A 17,538-nucleotide genomic window follows, 5' to 3' on the forward strand; every position below is an offset into this window, starting at 1 on the left:
CTTATGAGAGGGCTTTTTGTTTTTTTAAAGAAATGTTAGAGGGAAGCTTCGGAGCATTTAAATATCGCTTATCGAGTAAGTTAAGACAGAATAAGGAGTATTGCTTTTATTTGTCGAGTTCTTTTTTCAAAAGGCGTTTTAAATAAATGATTGATCTCTTTTAAATATTAATTGAACCAATCTCAAAACTTGAATGTGAGTTGAAATATTACTTTAATTATTTTAAATCAGAAAGTATTGTGTTGTTCCTAATTGTTATAATTATGTAAAAAAAAGCAGTCTATCTTTAAATCAATCCTAATTTATATGTTTTGCTGCGGGTTGTTTATAAGAAATATTCAAAAACTTAGGGGTACGCTGCATTATTCTGCTATTTTAGCGTTTTAATTTTTAAAACTATTATAATGAAAGAACTTGTTGAAAACATCCAGACTACTTTTGAAAATTTCCAAACAGAAGCTAACGCTCAATTAGAAAGCGGAAATAAAAGCGCCGGAACCAGAGCTAGAAAGTCTTCTTTAGAGTTGGAAAAACTTTTAAAAGAATTCCGTAAAGTTTCAGTTGCTGAATCTAAAAAGTAAAGTATAAGGCTGTCTGATAAGGCAGCCTTTTTTACTTCTAATTTTGAAGCAGCTTATATTCCAGGATAGGAAAAAATGGCACCATCCAGCTATTTTTTTAGGGAAGGAGCCATTTTTTGTTAAGATCTTCTAGACTTATTCTGAATAAGCACCAGAGGAGTAAGTCAATTCGTAGCTGTGGGTATAGATTTCGAAAACAATCCCAAAAGGATCTTCAACATAACACATTTTATAGGGTTTATTATTGGGATAATATTCCCTGATTGGCATTCGTTGTTTGCCGCCAAAAGAAATTATTTTGTCAACTAAATGTTCTATATCCGGGTCTTGCACGCAAAAGTGAAAAAGGCCGGTATTAAAAGGATTAAATTCAGGCGCTTTTTTGATGCCGTGGGGAAAAGAAAATAACTCAATTCCAATTCCATCAGATGTAGACATATGAGCGATCTCAAATTCTTTCCAATCTTCACCAAAAACATCAATACACATTTGGCCAATTGCTGTATCTCTTTCTTTTTTTACAGTAGAAGGTTTCATAATAATATACCATCCCATTACTTCCGAGTAAAAACGAACAGCTTCTTTTATATTGGGCACGGTTATCCCAATATGGGAGAATGATTTTGGATAAGTTTCTTGTTTTTTCATCATTATTTAATTTTACAGTGCAAATTAAGATTATATTTGACTGTAAAACAATAAGTTACCTAAAAGTGATATAGGTAACTAAAAGGGTTAAATGCTCATAATCAGATATTTGAAATTTTAAAATGACTAAAATTTACTGTCCTCTTAATTACACAATGAACCTAATAGGCACAAAATGGAAACCTTTAGTTTTGTTTCATCTTCTCGAAGGCCCTCTTCGCTCTGGAGTGTTACAGAAGAAAATTCCCGAAATTTCCAATAAGATGTTTACCCAAACAGTACGGGAATTAGAAAACGATAAACTTATAGGCAGGCAGGTATTTCCGGTTGTTCCTCCAAAAGTGGAATATGAATTAACAACTAAGGGGAAATCTCTGGAAGCTATATTAAGAAGTATGGATGCCTGGGGAAAATAAATGTCTTCTCTCTAGTTACTATTAGAAATTATATTTTCATATTTATCAGCTCAAAAAGAAAATCTGAAAATTAAATAACCTTCTCTGCCAGGTAACGTTGTACCGCATAAATATCTATGCTTTTATTGAACTTTTTACTTACGCTTGGAGCATTCTCGCTAGATATCCAGATCTTAAGTTCGGCATCAAGATCAAAGGTGCCGGCAGTTTCCAGGGAAAAACGAGAAATATGGCGGTAAGGCAGGGAAAGATATTCCTGTTTTTTTCCTGTCAATCCTTGAATATCTATTAGAATGAGACGCTTATTGGTGAACATAAAAATATCACGAAGCAGGGAAAATCCCAGTTCTATTTCTTCTGATTCCGTAAGTAACCGACCATACTTTTCATCTAATTGTTCTTTGGAAATACTGCCTGCATTTCCCATAATTTTATTTAGCAAACTCATATTTGAAGTATTTGATCCCTAAAGATAGCAGTATTTTAGAATTAATTGCGATAGGTTTTTTCAGTGCTACTTATTACATAATTACAGAGGTAAAATGTTATTGACCTCTTTTTCTAATAAAAAATTCGTAATTGTTTACTTTTAAGGCCTAAAGAACTAAAAACCCGCTTATGAACCTCATTGATTTTCTTAAGAATATTGTTCCTTTTACTCCTGAAGAATTAGCAGATATCACGGCTCATTTTGAACGGGAAAATATTTCAAAGAACAATACTTTGGTCAGGGAAGGGCAGGTGTGTACTAAGCTCTATTTTGTGAAAAAAGGCGTGGGAAGAAGTTATTATTTAAAGGAAGATGGTAAAGAAGTTACACAATGGTTTTTTATAGAAGGAAAATTTATGTCCAGTATAGAAAGTTTTTTTCAGCAAACCCCAAGTCTTTATTATTTGGAAGTGCTTGAAGAATCTGTTCTTTATAGCATAACAAGAGAAAACCTCGATTTGCTGTTTGCCCGATACCACAATATGGAAAAACTAGGGAGACTGTTATCTACCGAAATGCTTACCCGGGTAGTAAATAAATTAAATGCCGTTCAATTCCAGACCGCCAGGGAACGTTACGATTATATGCTTACTGAATTTCCTTATATCTCAAGCAGAGTGCCTTTAGGTTCAATTGCTTCCTACCTGGGAATGACTCAAGAAACCTTAAGCCGAATTCGGCGTGGTGATACTTCAAAAAAAATCTAATTCCACTATTTGACATAGGTCAAAGGAAAGCTTTCTTTTAGTAATGAAATTTGCACTAATAATAAATTGGTGTAATGAAAATGAGATTACTAAAAACAAAGTTGCTATGCGTTTTGCTTACCGGCCTTATTCCGGCCATTGGCTTTTCCCAGATAGATCCGGTCCTGGATATGCTTATCCAAAAAGCTCTTGAAAAGAACCATGGGTTGAATATCAACCGATTGGAAGGCGAACAGGCCAGGATAGATCAAAAACAAGCCAAAGCGGTGTTTCTGCCAGAGATCACTTTAAATGGAAGCTATACCAGGCTTAATGACGACATAACTTTTGATGAGGATACCCAAAAGCTATTGATGTCTACTCAGAAATTGCTTATCAAGGAAGCTGCAGGACTTCCTTTTAATGCTGCTTTTCCAGAGAATATCCCACTCCAGCCGGCAAATAATCTTCAGAATAAAAATATTTTAAAGTCTTCGGTAGATGTAGATTGGGTGCTTTTCAGCGGATTTGAAGCGACAAATGCCCGTAAAGCGGGAAAACATAAAGAAGCATCTCTAAGTTATGCCGGTGAGGCCGAAAAGGACAAGATAGTCCTAAACCTTATTGAAACTTACAACAAACTAGCTTTGGTAAATGCCTCTCAAGAGGTGCTGGCTGCTTCAGAAGATCAGCTTCGGGATCAGGAACGCTTTGTTAAGAAGGCAATAGAAAATGGTCTTGCTACTCCTATAAGTCGGAAAAAGATCGAGTTGGCTCAACAGCAACTAGAAGGAAAACAGCTTGAATTTAAGCAGAACAAGCGCTTGCTTGTTGAGGTGCTACACCAAATCACCGGTGAAAATAAAGAAGTTTTGCGTTCGCTTTCTCCCCAACTAAGTGCTATTTCTTCTACCGGAAGTGCAGCTGAAAAGAGGGCAGAAATACAGGCATTGGAAGAGGCCGAAAAAGCTGTAACCTACAAATCTAAAATGGAAAAAAGCAATTTTATCCCGAAGCTGGCATTGAAAGGCCATTATGAATTCCTGGAAGATGATCTCTCGCTGCTTGATCCGCAATGGTATGTTGGGGTTGGCATTAAATGGAATGTTTTTGATGGTGGGAAAAGTGTATTAAAGAGTAGAAAATCACAACTGGAGGCGCAAAAATATCAGGAACAAATTAAGGAAGCTGAGGAGATGATCTCCCTAAGTATTGTGAAGGCACAAATGTCTTATGAGGCTGCACTTCAAAATACAAGAATTGCACATAAAGAGATTGAACTGGCAGAAGCGACTTTTGAAATGCTAAAGAAACAGCATAGAAATAACCTGGCTTCAATAAGCGAAGTGCTGGATGGTTTAAGAGACCTGGAAAGTGCAAACTTTAAACTTCAGGAATCTTATTTTGATCAAAGCACAGCTGCCACTACACTTATGCACGCAAAAGGAATACTTAATTACTAAATACATCACAAAAAAGATATGAAAAACATTAAAATTGGTTTTATACTGCTTGGTCTTTTAAGCCTTGCATCTTGCAATAATCAGGAGGAAATTTCTCCGGTGAGAGGAAAAGTGAAATTCGAAACTATTTCAGTAAGCAGTAAGCTTGCGGGACGCGTTAATAAGTTGTTTGTAGCCGAAGGAGATGAGGTACGCAAAGGTGATACCCTGGCGTTTCTGGATATCCCCGAAATTAATGCGAAAATGTTACAGGCCCAAGGAGCTATGAAGGCTGCTAAAGGGCAGCTTAACATGGCTAATATGGGGGCAACAGAGGAGCAATTAATTCAGATAGAAGGAAAGTTGAATGCGGCAAAAGCAGAACAGTCCTTTGCGCAGGAATCCTACAATAGGCTTTATAACATGTATAAAGATTCCCTGGTAAGTCTCCAGCAACTCGATGAGGTAAAAATGAAGTTAAAGATGGCCAATGCTCAGGTAAGTGCTGTGGAAGCCAAACGCCAGGAGGCCGGGAAAAGAGCCAGAACAGAAAAGATAGACCAGGCGCAAGGGCAATTAGATAGGGCGCGTGGTGCCAGGGAAGAGGTGTTAACAGCCTCAGATGAAATGTACCTTATTGCTCCTGCCAATATGAGCATTGAAACCATTAGTCTTGTGGAAGGAGAATTGTTAAGTCCGGGTTATACCCTGATTAACGGGTATAAAAAAAGCAGCCTTTACTTTAGATTCACTATAAATGAATCCAGCATCTACGATTTTAAGAAAGGAGATGAACTAAACCTGGTAAACCCATATACAGAGGAACAATTTAAAGGAAAGATAGTACGTATAAAACAGCTGCCTCAATATGCAGATATTACAAGTACCGCCCCATTATATGACCTTTCGGAATCTGTCTATGAACTTAAAGTGAGCCCAACTTCAGATATTTCGGGAAGTAATTTTTATGCCAATGCTACTATTCTATTAAAAGACTATTAGTATGAAAGAGTTTTTCGACTTATTAAAAATAGAATTCAAACGAATTTTCTCCAACTCTGTGCTTTGTGCCATCTTTTTTGGTGCACCGATACTTTATGGGGTTTTGTTTGGGTATGTATACCAACAGGCAAAAGTGGTAGATTTACCCATTGTTATAGTAGATCAGGACAACAGCCCGTTATCTAATGCCATTATTGATGCTTTTGAAGATAATGAAGCACTGCTGGTAAAAGACCGAAGGTATACTCCCGGCGATATTCTGGAAGAAATGCCGGTAGAGCAGTATGCAGCTGTAGTGACTTTGCCTTCTGGATTTGAGGGAGATATTCTTCAAAAAAGATATCCTGAAGTAAGGGTAGATCTTAATATGGCCAATATTCTTAATGCAAATACTGCCAGTAAGAACATTCAGCAAGTGTTGATGACTCTTAATGCCGGAATAGAGATAGAAAGCCTTCAGAAACAGGGTGCATCGCCAGCTCAGGCAAGAGCAAGTTATGAGAGTTTTAAGGTGAATTTCAATAAACTCTATAATTCTACAGGCAACTATTTAAGTTTTATGCTGCCGGGACTTTTAGGGGCTATTATGCAACAGGTGATTTTTTTGGCAATGGCGTTAGTGTTCTCTCGTGATTTTGAAGATGGCTATTTTAAAAGCCTGGTCCAAAAGAATAAATCATCCTGGTATCTTATCGCTTTAAAAGCAACTCCTTTTCTGTTATTTCTTCCGGTTATGTGGTTTGTAGTAAGTAGACTTTTCATTTTCTTTAATGTAGAAGCAGCTATTTTTAATATACCTATGCTTATATTGGTTAGTTTATTGAGCCTGGCTTCTATAGGGATTGGGATGTTATTTTCGGTGGTGATTCCAAACCAATTAAAGGCTACAGAACTCTTGATGGTAATCTCTACCCCGGCATTTGTTTTAAGCGGATTTACATGGCCAAGTCTGGCTATACCAGGATTTATAAATGGCATTGCTCAATCTATTCCGGTTACCCATTTCTTAGCTGCTTTTAGAAAGGTAGCCTATTATGGAGGTGATATGGCCGATATATTTCCTGAAATTAAAATGTTGCTAATTCTTATACTTATAAGCTTTGTGGCTATGTTACTCTTACTTCAGCTTAAGATCAATAAAAGCAAAAAACGAATAGCTGGTTGAAAATTGAATTTAAATAAAAAAAGCCTATTCCAGGTCTTAATAAAACCTGGAATAGGCTTTTAATAATTAAGAACCGATTGCGCTTTTAAGCCGATCTGGACTTGAAATTAACAGTGCTTATTTTGATTAATCTTTTAAATTAACTTGAGGTCTTTCATTATACCAATAAGGTGAGGATTGGTGTTGGCATTAAACTCTTCCCGTAACTCTTTAAGACGTTTTTCTATAGCGCTTCTACTGCTGGGTTTAATATTCTTACTTTTTAATTCCTTTTCTATTTCTTCCTGCGTGTAACCATGAGACAGACATTGTACAATACTGATTTCGAAATTATTTAAGCTTAGAAGATTTTTTTGTTTAAGTGCTTTTTCGATGGAAGGAGAATTGTAATTCAAACCTTTGCTTAAACTTATTATGGCCTGCTTTAGGTCTTTAAGTCCGCTGCGGTCTTTGCAAACATAGGCATCTATATTGCCTGATGTCCAGAGGTCTTTAACGGTTTGTGGATGGTCTTCTATTGAATTGACAATGACTTTTAGATTTGGATCTTCTTTTTTTAGAATTGAAATAAGTTCCTGTCCAGACTTTATCTTTTCATCCCTAAAATCTTGCTTAAAAGAAAGGTCGCAAATAAGTAGATCAAAAGGGTTTTTATCCTGAAGGGCTTTTTTGGCCATTAGCCACGCCTGGTCGCAGTATTGCGAATGCGCTACTTTGGTAATTCCTAGATCTTTTAAAACTATGGATACCGCCTGGTTGATGCTATCCATATCTTCTGCAACGAGAACTTTTTTAAACATTATAACTTTTTATAACGGGAAATCACTACAAATTTTAGCCATTACCCTTTCCTATTTCAAAAATAGCTTTTCAGGCTATAGAAAAAATACGGTTTTCCGCATTTTTATTTTTTTCTACTTTATTATTTGATTTTTGCCCAGATCAATTAAATCTAGAAACGGTTTATAGGAGCCTTTTGCAGTTTTGTCTCGGTTTAAAACGCAAAACAGATGAAAAACTATCAATATCATAATTTTCGCTGGTAATTCTCCTATAATAATCAATCTAAGTTTAGATGAAAGCCACTTTTTTATTTGTTTAATAGAAATAAGAAATTGTATATTTGCCAGCCCTCTTCTAGAACTAAAAGGCATATAGCTTAAGTTTTAAATATTTTTTTGGAGGTGTTTTTATTTAATAAAAAGATAGGTTTCTAAAAACCTTGAAATAAAAAAATAGGTGATTAAGCTGATTAGTGAAAATTACAGAAAGTTGATTTTTACAGTAAAATTAAGTTGTGTTGTTTGTCCCGGACTTATCGGGATGTGTAGTTAGCCAGCTAATAATCTTGTGTTGTGAAGATTTTGGCTAACCAATGAGAAGCTTTTTTCCGTGCATTCGGGAAGAGGCTTTTTTTTTAAAACATATTTACATTATTCGAGACAATACATTTAAGGCATTGCTCGTCGTTACCCTTTCCACAATTTGTTCTGCGGAAATTGCTTTATTTCTTGGCTGTTTTAAAGGGCAGGGTTCTTTAACTTCTTTAAGATAATTATAAGTATGCATCAGCAAATAATCATCGAGTTTATTTAGTTCCTGAGAAGTCCAGTATCCATTAATGGGGTCAATAATTCCGTCAAAATCTGTTCCCAGGGCTTGGATACCCCAGGCGAACTGGTTATTTAAATCTAAAGTTTCGGCGATATGCCTTATCTGGTTCCATACTAGTTTAGACCAGGAATAGAGAATATCTCTTCGTTTAATATTTCCACGGGCTTCTCTTAAAACTACTTTAGAACCAATGCGGCGTTCGTCCAATTGAATTCCGAACAGCCCGTTGGAGTTACCTATTTTAATTAATTCATCATCATAAAAATTAATATCATCAGTCATAAAAAGACCTTGCTGGGCAGCTGGGGTTTGGTTGGTGCCTCCAGGTTCTGAAAGTCCGGTAACACCACCGTGACTAACAATAATCGGAATATTTTGATCATCGAATTCCTTTAGAAAATCAAAAAAATCCAGTCGGGATTTGCGACTCATATGCTTTATATCTACGTATATAGGCGGCACAAAATGCCCATTTTTATCTGTTTCTTTTTCTAACATAGCCCGGATGGCTCTTTTGCCGGCTTCAGTAAGACCTTTATTCATGCCATTATCCTGATCTACAATACACTTAACAAGACCCCCTAAACTTTGGGAATGTCCACATAGTCCGTTCCAAAAATGATGGGCCAGGGTTATAAAAACCGGTCTAATCAAACCGTTTTCTTCCCTTCTTAATTCTTTAACCCGTTTTACCAATCTTTTTAATTCTTTCTTACTTACTCCGTCTGGATAGGTGTTCCAGCTTTCACCGGGGTTCATAACCTGATCAAAAACATGGCCTCCCTCTATGGTAGGAATAAATATTATTTTTGATTCCCCCAGTTCATTATTACGTTCGGCAATTTCTATGTCAGCGTAGGAATTGGAAATTAGATAACATACTTTTTGCCCGTCTATGTTTATTTTATTTCCTGATTCCTGCTTTAAAAATTTCATCTCCAATTTTAGATCTTCCCAGTAACTTTTTAAATCCTGAATATGGTCTATACGCTCTTTTCCAAATTCTGTTGCCAGCATAGTAAGCACATCAGAAATTAGCTCTTTCCCAAGTTTATTCTTAAAGAACTGCTTTTCCTGGGGATAAAACGACAGGCAAACCACAGCAACACGGCCCCGCTTTAAACTGGTGCCGTCACTTTGAACGAAATTGGTAAGCGTAGCGATATAATTTTTAATTTTATCAAATAGGCTGGGAGCATCATGAAACCAGATGGAATGCTTGTGTCTGGGATTTCTTGATTGCAAACCTGGTGTCTTGGCAAAAGATCTTGCAAATGGTTTCATTGATGGGTGGCAGTGAAGATCTACAATAAAATTCGATTCCATAATTCAAAGTTTTTAATTTAAGTTTCAGTTACTCTAATTTTTCCTAAAAGCTGGTGTTCATTTTTAGGACTAATGCCACCCTCCATTAAACTTTAGCTCTTTCTAATAACTCCTTTTAATCACATCCAATTTTTGCACGGATCTCTTTGTATTCCTTCCAGTCAAATTTTTGAAGAAATTCCAGGGCTTTTTTAGCTCCTAAAAGAAATAATTTCTGTTGTCGCTCTTCTTTCATTCCAAAGTTTAGCCAATTAAAATCTTCGTCTGCATCAATTCTGCAAATAAGTTTTTCATAATCGGGGTTTTTAAGAATAAAATCATAATCATGAATTTGTCTCATGGTACTAATCATTGCCCCGCAGTATCCAAAGGTGCCACTGGTGTTAGAATAAGATTCTCTATAAGTACTCAACCTAACTCCAAACGTTGGTCTTGAAGGCTGCATTCCGCTTGGAATATGAAATGTGTTTATTGGAAAGTTGGATAACATTCCGCCGTCTACAAATTTTACCGACGCCGGCACGGGGCCACTATAACTAACAAGGTCTACCCAGTTTTTGTCTTTAAATTTACCGGCGTTTGGAATATTCTTTACCGTAAACGGATAAAAGAAAAAAGGGATAGACATAGAAGCCCGAACAAATTTTGCGGGATGAATATTCTCAGCTTCCTGCCAATATAGTTTTCGCATTTTTGGAAATTCTACCTTGCTATGCGTTGTAATTTCGGAGGTGATAATGGCTAATCCCGGTTTTTTAAATTTGTATGTGGTATTGGTTAAGTGCTTTAATTTTGGAAGAGTAGCTCTTCTTTTATCCAAATCTGCTAAACTGTTAATGCCATTTTCTTTAAGTGCTTCAGTGAGCCATTCTTCAAAATGATTGCCGGGGTTTATACCTAATTTATTTTTTAGAAGTTTAAAGATTTTGCGAGCATTCCATATAATATTCCAGAATATACTGCTGTTATTTTCTATCTTTTTCTGAACCAATCTTTTAATTCCGGAAGGGCCATCTACAAAATCGAAAAAATTCTTATCTCCTATTATATTTATTATTTTTTCTGAAGTGGGTTCTCCAGGTTTGGCTACTCCGGCCATCAATATGGTGTTTATAGAACCTGCAGATGTTCCTGCCAGACTATAGAATCGTATTCCCGCCTGTTCCATAATATATGTGTAGCCTACTAAAGCAATTCCTAAAACGCCACCTCCTTCCTGTACCAGGTCTACATATTGGTTGCCTTCAGAATCTACTATATCAGAATAGGACTTATTCTTTTCTTTTAGAGAAATAGCTTCCTCAACAAGTTTTTGTACTTCCGGATTATCTAAAAATCTATTCTTTCCCATACTAAATAATTTTGTCCAAAAGAGAGAGCATAACTTTACTGAACTTTTCAGAATTAGCTACGATCTTGTTGAGCTTGTTGTTGCGCGTAGTACTGGATTTAACAATTTCCATTAATTCTGAGAAATCTTCCATTTCACTCTTTTCAGGGAAAATCTCCTGAATTTCTTTTTTGGTAAGATGCGTAAACGATGACATCTCGCCGGCTAATTCCTCGTTGGTTTCAGCTGCTGCCGTTGAAGCTGCATTTTTAGCTTTTTTTCTAAATTCTTCCCAATCTATTTTAGTGCTATTCCCCATTATATTTGATTTAGGATATAATTTAATTGTTCTTTATAGTTTTCAATGTTTTCCTGAATCTCCTCGTACCCATTATCTACGGTGTTTGCCGTATTAAGCATTTTTTCAGTGATCAAAGCTGTCTTATTAATTGTTCTGCTTATATTATCATCGCTAATACCAACCATGTCTAGATAGCGTTGCCGATTTTCATCAATTTTAGAGGCTGAAAAAAGAAAAGAAGTGACAGTGTTATTGATGCTCCTTGCATTCGTGTATTTTTCTTCAAGTGCCTTTTCTAATTGATATTCTAACTTATCCAGGGGGGCTATCATTGTTTCATATTGCAAATTAATTTCCTGTTGTAATGCCGGGGCCGTTGCCAGAATAAATTGTAACCTATCTTCAGAACTCCCCTCATTAACTACCAGGTCCCACATATTGCTAATATCCTGTTGCTTAAAATAGTTTTCAGCAAATAAGGGTAGCCATACGGTATTTATATATTCTTTGGCATTTTTCCTTTTTAGCTCGAAAAAGGTATGAACCAGACTAAGGTGCGAATTTTCCAGTTCTTGAATCTCTGTGTTAAGCTGTTGTGAGAGTACAGGAGCCTCCCTGGGTATGTTGGCGCAAGAAATTGAGGATAATGCAATAATTATAAGATAAAGATTGAATATTATTTTTTTCATGGTTATAAAAAATTAGAAAAGTATATAAAATTATCTTAATTTCTTATTTAAAGATAGGGGAAAAATCACCATTTTTATAAATATCTTTACGCCAATATTGAATAGACTTGTGTTTTTATTAAATGTTAATGCTGCTAAAATCAATGAATTAGCTGAATTTAAAAACATGATCTTGCTTATTTTAACCAACCAACCAATCGGTTTTTATGGAAAACATATCCCAGGTTTTAGAAAGCTTAGATGAAATTATAAACGAGACTGAAAAAGAGAATAATGTACTTGGTTATTTTGCCGTCTTGTACCGTAGGGTAACCTGGAAAGTAAAAGAAGCCATAGAAAACGACTACTTTGACGATGCAAGAAGAATGGAGCAGCTGGATGTGGTTTTTGCTGAAAGATATATTGTTGCCTACTATAAACATAAAGAGAAATTACCGGTAACAAAATCATGGCAAAAGGCCTTTGACCTGGCTACAAATTTTTGGCCTGTTACTTTTCAGCATCTATTAATAGGTATGAACGCGCATATAAATCTTGACTTGGGAATAGCTGCGGCCAAAGTTTCGGAAGGAAAAAATATCGGGAAATTAAAAGATGACTTTTATAGGATTAATCAGATTTTAGCAGATTTGGTGGAAGAGGTTCAGCTTAATTTAGCAACTATTTGGCCGCCGCTTTGGTATATCTTAAAACATACCGGGCAGCTCGATAACCTTATGACAAATTTCAGTATGCAACTGGCACGGGATGGCGCCTGGCGGTTTGCCCAAACTTTGCATAATCCGGAAGGAAAAGAATATAAAGATTGTGTGCAGGAAAGGGATATCGCGGTAGCTAAAGTTGCCGATATAATTACAAACCATAAACCAGGGATACGTCTTTTGCTGGGGGTTATAAGGCTGGGAGAGATAGGATCGGTTAGAAGTAAGATGTGTAAGCTTAAAACAATTACAACCTGATAAGAAATCAAGTTCAATCTCTGTCTAAACACAACAATTAAGATCCGTTTGTACGAATCAAAAGTAAAGCCCTTCCAAAGAATGAAAGGGCTTTTTAAAAGAGAGTTTGAATTTTGTTTTTGCTAATAAGACTTGTTATGTAGCGTTATTTATTTTACTGCTTAAGGTAATGGATGTCAGAAAGTTCATTTAGATTATTTGCAGCCTGTTCTGCGGTAATATCGCGTTGTGGGCCGGCAAACATTTCATATCCTACCATAAATTTCTTTACCGTAGCCGATCTTAAAAGCGGGGGATAAAAACTCATATGAAAATGCCATTCTGGATATGCTTTACCATCGGTTGGAATTTGATGAATACCTGAAGAATAAGGGAAAGAGGTTTCAAAAAGATTGTCATATTTTATGGTGAGCTTTTTAATAATTTCAGCAAAAGCTTTTTCTTCTGCAGTATTTAACTGTCCAATATGCTGGTAATGCTTTCTTGGAATAATCATCGTTTCGTAAGGCCAAACCGCCCAATATGGAATTAGGGCAACAAAGTGTTCGTTTTGCGCTAAAATACGCTCATTTAGCTCTAATTCCTGCTTTAAATAATCACCTAGCAAACTGCTTTTATTTTCATTCCAATAGTCTTTAAAGTGTTTCGATTTCTTTAAAATTTCTGTCGGGATAGATTTTTGCGACCAAATTTGTCCGTGTGGATGCGGATTGCTACATCCCATCATTGAACCTTTATTTTCAAAAATTTGAACGTAATTTATATTGTTTTTATTGCCCAGGTCCAGGTATTCCTTTTTCCAAAGGCCTACCACTTCAGTAATATCTTTTACTTCCATTAGGGGAAGGGTTAGAGAGTGATCTGGAGAAAAACAAACCACTTTGCATATTCCTGTTTCAGCTTCGGCCTTTAAAAGTCCGTTTTCAAAATCTTTTACAGGAGCTTCGGTCAATAGCGCAGGGAAATCATTTTCAAAAGAATGTGCTCCTTCATAATTGGGATTGGTTTCCCCACCGGCCCTGGAGTTTCCGGGACATAAATAACAAGAGGGATCGTAAGTTTCCCGCTCCTCCTTACTATTTTTTTCGGTTTTCCCCTGCCATGGTCTTTTGGTGCGGTGTGGCGAAACTAGAATCCATTCACCTGTTAAAATATTATAGCGTCTATGCGGATGTTTGTTTATTTCGGTATTCATTTTTCTTCTTTTAAACTTTAGTAATTTGAGTTCCTGCATCGGGCACCACAGTTATTGCTGTTGGTGTAATATTAAATTTTTCCTGATAAACCTTTTTTACTTCTTCAAAATAGGCATCAATTTTATCGGCTTCAATTAAGTTTATTGTGCAACCACCAAAACCTCCACCCATCATTCGGGAGCCATAAATAAAAGCTTTATCTTCAGAAAAATCGACTAGAAAATCCAGTTCAGGACAGCTTACTTCATATTGGTGTTGCAAACCTCTGTGAGAAGCATACATTAATTCTCCAAGGGCTATAAGGTTACCATCGCGCAAAGCTTCCTCTGTTTGGCGCACACGTTCATTTTCTTCTAATACATATTGACATCGCTTAAAACTTGTTTCGCCAATTTCCTGTCTAAATTCTTCCAGAACACTGAAAGAGACCTGCCTAAGCGATTTTACTTCTTTATATTTTTGCTGAATAATAGCTACGGCATCCTCGCACTCCTTTCTCCTTGTGTTATACTCACTATCGGCCAGGTTATGGGAGACATTGGTGTTTAAAAGTAATAATTTACAATGTTTAATTTTAGCCGGTATAAATTCTGATTCTAAGGATTCGCAGTCAAGTTTTATAAAATGATCTTTTTTGCTCATTACGGAAGCAAATTGGTCCATAATCCCGCAATTACTTCCTACAAAATTGTTTTCTGCTCGCTGGGAAAGTTTTACAATGTCCATTTGCGTCAGTTCTAAATTGAATAATGAATTTAAGCCTCCGGCGAAACCACATTCCAGTGCTGCCGAGGAGCTAATTCCTGCTCCTATAGGTAATTCACTTTTCATAATACAATCAAAACCCTGAAGTTTTTTGCCTAATTTCTGGATTTCATCAATAACCCCCAGTAAATAATTCTCCCACGAATTGGTGCTTTTTGTAATCTTTTGAGTATTAAATTCTACATAGGCATCAAAGGTTTCACTATAAATACGGCCTAAATTACTGCTGCTATTTTTCCTGAATTTAAAATAAATTTTTTTGTCTATAGCTGTGGGCATCACAAAACCGTGATTATAATCGGTATGTTCGCCAATTAAGTTAATTCTTCCGGGAGAAGCTACTTCTATTTCAGCCTTAAAACTTTTAAAATCTTCGGGCATATTACTGGTGTTATTTGCTTGTTCCAATTGTGATTTTTTTTTAAGATAATTCCAAAGATAATAAATGTATATTTTACGTTAATTATATTATTTAAAATCTTTCAATTCTTTATAGTGACTTATTAGATACGGTACTAAAATTTATCATTTGATAATGATGAATCTTTTTAATCTTCGCTGGAAATTCTCTATTTAAAAAATATTATCTTGTTTTTTTGAAAGATATGCAGCAATTCGCCAATATTTTTATGCCTCTTTCTATCGCCTTAATTATGTTTGGGATAGGATTGGAGCTTAATTTTAAAAATTTTAGAAAAGTTTTTGTTCAACCCCGTGCAATATTCACCGGTCTAGCTTCCCAGCTCTTTTTATTACCTATTATAGCCTTTCTTTTAATTTATTTTTGGCCCATAGATCCCGTGTACAAAATTGGAATTATGTTGCTTGCAGCCTGCCCTGGAGGCACAGCCTCAAATCTTGTCACCAAGATGCTTGGCGGAAGAGTGGCTCTTTCGGTTTCCTTAACTGCATTCAACAGTTTTTTTATTTTATTTAGTATTCCGTTAATAGTCCAATTTAGCTTTATGATTTTTGGAAAAGATGAACTTTCTTTTAGCCTAAGCTTTGGGGAGACTATGAGCGATATTTTATTAACCGTTATCCTGCCCGTACTTTCTGGTATACTTTTAAATGAATTCTTTGGACATAAATTTGACTATAAACTTCATAAAGCTTTGCAGTATATTTTACCCAGTATTATGTTACTGGCTTTTATTGTGGTTATCTTTTTTGATGAGTCACAGCAAAATGTAGCATACTTTAAACACCTTAATCTTTTGATTCCCCTAATTATCTTAAATTTTATGAGCATAATTGTTGGGTATTTTGTTGGAAGGCACCTAAAACTCAAACATAGCTTTGCTTACACTATTGCTATTGAAATGGGATTGCAAAATAGTGTGCTTGCACTATTTATAGCAAGCCAGGTATTAAAAGATAAGGATATTAGTTTGGTAGCTATTCTTTATAGTAGTTTTTCCTTAATTACAACCTTCGTAGGTGGGTGGATTCTAAAAAATTATTTTGGTAAGCAAATTAGTGAAAAGTAAAAAACTTCGGAGCAAGCTCACGAAGCATTGTTATTGGAAAATATAATCTGATTTCGAGGCAAGCCTCGGAGCATTTAATCTCGATTATCGAGTAAATTATCTTGTGGCAAGCCTCGAAACATTAAATTTCGATTATCGAGTAAAATAAAAAATACCGGCTACGTAAAAACTAAACAGACCCTACTCAGTTTAGCCTTGTTGCAACCGGCATAATTTAATCGCCAAATTAAATAAGTACAAATACAAATCTATTTGCTCTTATATGTCACAAATTTAATGCTTTTGTTACTTGAGATTTTACGGGTTTCCGTAAAAATCATATAAGATGTTGATTGTCAAAATAAAACAATTCGTATTCTTTTGTTTTTGTTAAATAAAGAACGTTTAAAAAGTCTTCAGACTCTGATTGTTGAGTGTAATAAAATATATATGATAAAATGACAATAAAAGAGTTATTCGCTATAAAATAATATAAACATACCCAATTTTTAATTTAAGAAGTGATAATAGAAAATTACTTGATTATAGAGTTAAAAAAATATAAATAATTGAAAATCAGCAAAATAGGGTAAAATCACCCTGGCATGATAAGAAAGTGTTTATTACTTTTAACTAATTGATTATTAACTGTTAAACGCTTTTGTTATGAAAAATTTTTTGAGACTTTTCGTAGCCCCCTTTTTTTTGATAATATGCCTTTTAGTGGGATGTAGTGATGATGATGCCTTAAGAGAAGCCCAAGAGGAAGAATTTTTAAGCGCGCAGATTGATGGCAGGGACTTTATGATGTATCGCATAGAAGGAGTTGTTTTCTGTAAGAAGCATTTAAATGATTATGGTGGCATAGACCTTCTTATTAAAGCAGAAACCACCAAAGGAGAAATTATAGAGATTTTTGTTACCGATTACGTTGGGCCAAAGAAGTATATTTTCGGTCATAATAAACTGAATAAAGGTTGGATGAGGTACGGTTTGGTTAATCCAGCCAGCGATTGGTTCTCCTTTGTTGGAAACAGGCAGGTACAATCTTTTCATCCTTTTATACAAATTCAGGAAGATGATGGTAATTATTTAAAAGGCAGTTTTGGTTTTAGTGCTCATAATAGCATTGATAACTCTATAAAACTTGTGAGCAATGGTAGTTTTAATTTTCGTCTAGATTCTGAATTAGATTAAAAACGAATCTTCATGAATAAAAGCTTTTTAGAATCCATCAAATCATTTTCAGGATGGCTTTGGGTTTTACAATGGCGAATATTTGAATTGGAAACAAAACCTTTGTTTGATGAAATATAATGCTTTAAGTCGTTTTTTTGTTAATCAGTTTTTCTGAAATTACCCAGACTGAATCATGTTTAATTTTATTTAACTGCGTTTTCAGAACTTTTTATCAGAAATAACTTAAGTTGTATTTATATTCAGCATTAATAAAAAAGCT

General features: G+C 35.3%; 18 protein-coding genes. 9 read left to right on the top strand and 9 right to left on the bottom strand.

Annotated elements, in window-relative coordinates; genetic code table 11:
• The first annotated feature begins 404 nt into the window (after nt 1-404).
• Complete coding sequence (locus B5X51_RS13655) at nt 405-581, top strand: histone H1 (RefSeq protein WP_079721753.1); 177 nt, start codon at nt 405-407, stop codon at nt 579-581.
• Between the two features lie 135 nt (nt 582-716).
• On the opposite strand, the gene B5X51_RS13660 is transcribed toward B5X51_RS13655, so the two are convergent.
• A complete protein-coding gene (locus tag B5X51_RS13660) occupies nt 717-1,229 on the bottom strand; it encodes a VOC family protein (protein ID WP_079721754.1) in 513 nt (170 codons plus the stop codon).
• Nucleotides 1,230-1,351: 122 nt separating this feature from the next.
• On the opposite strand from B5X51_RS13660, the gene B5X51_RS13665 reads away from it, so the two are divergent.
• Nucleotides 1,352-1,645, top strand: a complete 294-nt coding sequence (locus tag B5X51_RS13665) for a winged helix-turn-helix transcriptional regulator (protein WP_079721755.1) — start codon at nt 1,352-1,354, stop codon at nt 1,643-1,645.
• A gap of 70 nt (nt 1,646-1,715) precedes the next feature.
• Here the strand turns inward: B5X51_RS13665 and B5X51_RS13670 are convergent, their stop codons facing one another.
• Nucleotides 1,716-2,093 carry a PH domain-containing protein gene (locus B5X51_RS13670; RefSeq protein ID WP_079721756.1) on the bottom strand — a complete coding sequence of 126 codons (378 nt, stop codon included), beginning with the start codon at nt 2,091-2,093 and terminating at the stop codon, nt 1,716-1,718.
• A gap of 170 nt (nt 2,094-2,263) precedes the next feature.
• Between B5X51_RS13670 and B5X51_RS13675 the strand changes: the two genes are divergently transcribed.
• The 4 genes from B5X51_RS13675 (at nt 2,264) to B5X51_RS13690 (ending at nt 6,430) form a co-directional block, all read left to right on the top strand.
• A complete protein-coding gene (locus B5X51_RS13675) occupies nt 2,264-2,842 on the top strand; it encodes a Crp/Fnr family transcriptional regulator (RefSeq protein ID WP_079721757.1) in 579 nt (192 codons plus the stop codon).
• Between the two features lie 74 nt (nt 2,843-2,916).
• Nucleotides 2,917-4,284 (top strand): TolC family protein, encoded by a 1,368-nt coding sequence (locus tag B5X51_RS13680; protein WP_079721758.1) that lies wholly within the window; start codon nt 2,917-2,919, stop codon nt 4,282-4,284.
• Between the two features lie 18 nt (nt 4,285-4,302).
• Nucleotides 4,303-5,265 (top strand): HlyD family secretion protein, encoded by a 963-nt coding sequence (locus B5X51_RS13685; protein WP_079721759.1) that lies wholly within the window; start codon nt 4,303-4,305, stop codon nt 5,263-5,265.
• 1 nt (nt 5,266) lies between these two features.
• Entirely contained in the window at nt 5,267-6,430 is a 1,164-nt protein-coding gene (locus tag B5X51_RS13690; RefSeq protein ID WP_079721760.1) for an ABC transporter permease, read from the top strand.
• Nucleotides 6,431-6,564: 134 nt separating this feature from the next.
• Here B5X51_RS13690 and B5X51_RS13695 read toward each other — a convergent pair whose 3' ends face one another.
• The 5 genes from B5X51_RS13695 to B5X51_RS13720 form a co-directional block, all read right to left on the bottom strand.
• Nucleotides 6,565-7,230 (bottom strand): response regulator, encoded by a 666-nt coding sequence (locus B5X51_RS13695; RefSeq protein WP_079721761.1) that lies wholly within the window; start codon nt 7,228-7,230, stop codon nt 6,565-6,567.
• Nucleotides 7,231-7,858: 628 nt separating this feature from the next.
• Nucleotides 7,859-9,370, bottom strand: coding sequence for an amidohydrolase family protein (locus B5X51_RS13705; RefSeq protein ID WP_079721763.1), 1,512 nt, complete (start codon nt 9,368-9,370; stop codon nt 7,859-7,861).
• A gap of 115 nt (nt 9,371-9,485) precedes the next feature.
• Complete coding sequence (locus B5X51_RS13710) at nt 9,486-10,721, bottom strand: patatin-like phospholipase family protein (protein ID WP_079721764.1); 1,236 nt, start codon at nt 10,719-10,721, stop codon at nt 9,486-9,488.
• Nucleotide 10,722: 1 nt separating this feature from the next.
• Nucleotides 10,723-11,019, bottom strand: a complete 297-nt coding sequence (locus B5X51_RS13715) for a hypothetical protein (protein WP_079721765.1) — start codon at nt 11,017-11,019, stop codon at nt 10,723-10,725.
• Nucleotides 11,019-11,690: a hypothetical protein gene (locus B5X51_RS13720; RefSeq protein WP_079721766.1), complete on the bottom strand. Its 672-nt coding sequence runs from the start codon at nt 11,688-11,690 to the stop codon at nt 11,019-11,021. The genes B5X51_RS13715 and B5X51_RS13720 overlap by 1 nt, the downstream gene beginning before the upstream one ends.
• Before the next feature lie 206 nt (nt 11,691-11,896).
• On the opposite strand from B5X51_RS13720, the gene B5X51_RS13725 reads away from it, so the two are divergent.
• Complete coding sequence (locus tag B5X51_RS13725) at nt 11,897-12,649, top strand: DUF5995 family protein (protein WP_079721767.1); 753 nt, start codon at nt 11,897-11,899, stop codon at nt 12,647-12,649.
• Between the two features lie 154 nt (nt 12,650-12,803).
• Here the strand turns inward: B5X51_RS13725 and B5X51_RS13730 are convergent, their stop codons facing one another.
• On the bottom strand, nt 12,804-13,844 hold the full coding sequence (locus tag B5X51_RS13730) for a UDP-glucose--hexose-1-phosphate uridylyltransferase (protein WP_079721847.1): 1,041 nt from the start codon (nt 13,842-13,844) through the stop codon (nt 12,804-12,806).
• 10 nt (nt 13,845-13,854) lie between these two features.
• Nucleotides 13,855-15,018, bottom strand: coding sequence for a galactokinase (gene galK / locus B5X51_RS13735; RefSeq protein ID WP_317042114.1), 1,164 nt, complete (start codon nt 15,016-15,018; stop codon nt 13,855-13,857).
• A gap of 197 nt (nt 15,019-15,215) precedes the next feature.
• Between galK and B5X51_RS13740 the strand changes: the two genes are divergently transcribed.
• Entirely contained in the window at nt 15,216-16,100 is an 885-nt protein-coding gene (locus tag B5X51_RS13740) for a bile acid:sodium symporter family protein (protein WP_139374900.1), read from the top strand.
• Nucleotides 16,101-16,745: 645 nt separating this feature from the next.
• The gene (locus B5X51_RS13745) at nt 16,746-17,276 is read left to right on the top strand and encodes a hypothetical protein (protein ID WP_079721769.1); all 531 of its coding nucleotides are present in this window, start codon (nt 16,746-16,748) and stop codon (nt 17,274-17,276) included.
• The last annotated feature ends 262 nt before the right edge of the window (nt 17,277-17,538 follow it).

Source organism: Salegentibacter holothuriorum (assembly GCF_900168045.1).
GTDB classification, from domain to species: Bacteria; Bacteroidota; Bacteroidia; order Flavobacteriales; family Flavobacteriaceae; genus Salegentibacter; species Salegentibacter holothuriorum.

Excerpts from the sequence above, each read along its gene's own strand:
- B5X51_RS13705 (WP_079721763.1), bottom strand. The coding sequence starts at position 9,370 with ATGGAATCGAATTTTATTGTAGATCTTCACTGCCACCCATCAATGAAA.
- B5X51_RS13655 (WP_079721753.1), top strand. The coding sequence starts at position 405 with ATGAAAGAACTTGTTGAAAACATCCAGACTACTTTTGAAAATTTCCAA.
- B5X51_RS13685 (WP_079721759.1), top strand. The coding sequence starts at position 4,303 with ATGAAAAACATTAAAATTGGTTTTATACTGCTTGGTCTTTTAAGCCTT.
- B5X51_RS13745 (WP_079721769.1), top strand. The coding sequence starts at position 16,746 with ATGAAAAATTTTTTGAGACTTTTCGTAGCCCCCTTTTTTTTGATAATA.
- B5X51_RS13710 (WP_079721764.1), bottom strand. The coding sequence starts at position 10,721 with ATGGGAAAGAATAGATTTTTAGATAATCCGGAAGTACAAAAACTTGTT.
- B5X51_RS13715 (WP_079721765.1), bottom strand. The coding sequence starts at position 11,019 with ATGGGGAATAGCACTAAAATAGATTGGGAAGAATTTAGAAAAAAAGCT.
- B5X51_RS13675 (WP_079721757.1), top strand. The coding sequence starts at position 2,264 with ATGAACCTCATTGATTTTCTTAAGAATATTGTTCCTTTTACTCCTGAA.
- B5X51_RS13720 (WP_079721766.1), bottom strand. The coding sequence starts at position 11,690 with ATGAAAAAAATAATATTCAATCTTTATCTTATAATTATTGCATTATCC.
- B5X51_RS13660 (WP_079721754.1), bottom strand. The coding sequence starts at position 1,229 with ATGAAAAAACAAGAAACTTATCCAAAATCATTCTCCCATATTGGGATA.
- B5X51_RS13740 (WP_139374900.1), top strand. The coding sequence starts at position 15,216 with ATGCAGCAATTCGCCAATATTTTTATGCCTCTTTCTATCGCCTTAATT.
- B5X51_RS13690 (WP_079721760.1), top strand. The coding sequence starts at position 5,267 with ATGAAAGAGTTTTTCGACTTATTAAAAATAGAATTCAAACGAATTTTC.
- B5X51_RS13680 (WP_079721758.1), top strand. The coding sequence starts at position 2,917 with ATGAAAATGAGATTACTAAAAACAAAGTTGCTATGCGTTTTGCTTACC.
- B5X51_RS13670 (WP_079721756.1), bottom strand. The coding sequence starts at position 2,093 with ATGAGTTTGCTAAATAAAATTATGGGAAATGCAGGCAGTATTTCCAAA.
- B5X51_RS13730 (WP_079721847.1), bottom strand. The coding sequence starts at position 13,844 with ATGAATACCGAAATAAACAAACATCCGCATAGACGCTATAATATTTTA.
- B5X51_RS13725 (WP_079721767.1), top strand. The coding sequence starts at position 11,897 with ATGGAAAACATATCCCAGGTTTTAGAAAGCTTAGATGAAATTATAAAC.
- B5X51_RS13695 (WP_079721761.1), bottom strand. The coding sequence starts at position 7,230 with ATGTTTAAAAAAGTTCTCGTTGCAGAAGATATGGATAGCATCAACCAG.
- B5X51_RS13665 (WP_079721755.1), top strand. The coding sequence starts at position 1,352 with ATGACTAAAATTTACTGTCCTCTTAATTACACAATGAACCTAATAGGC.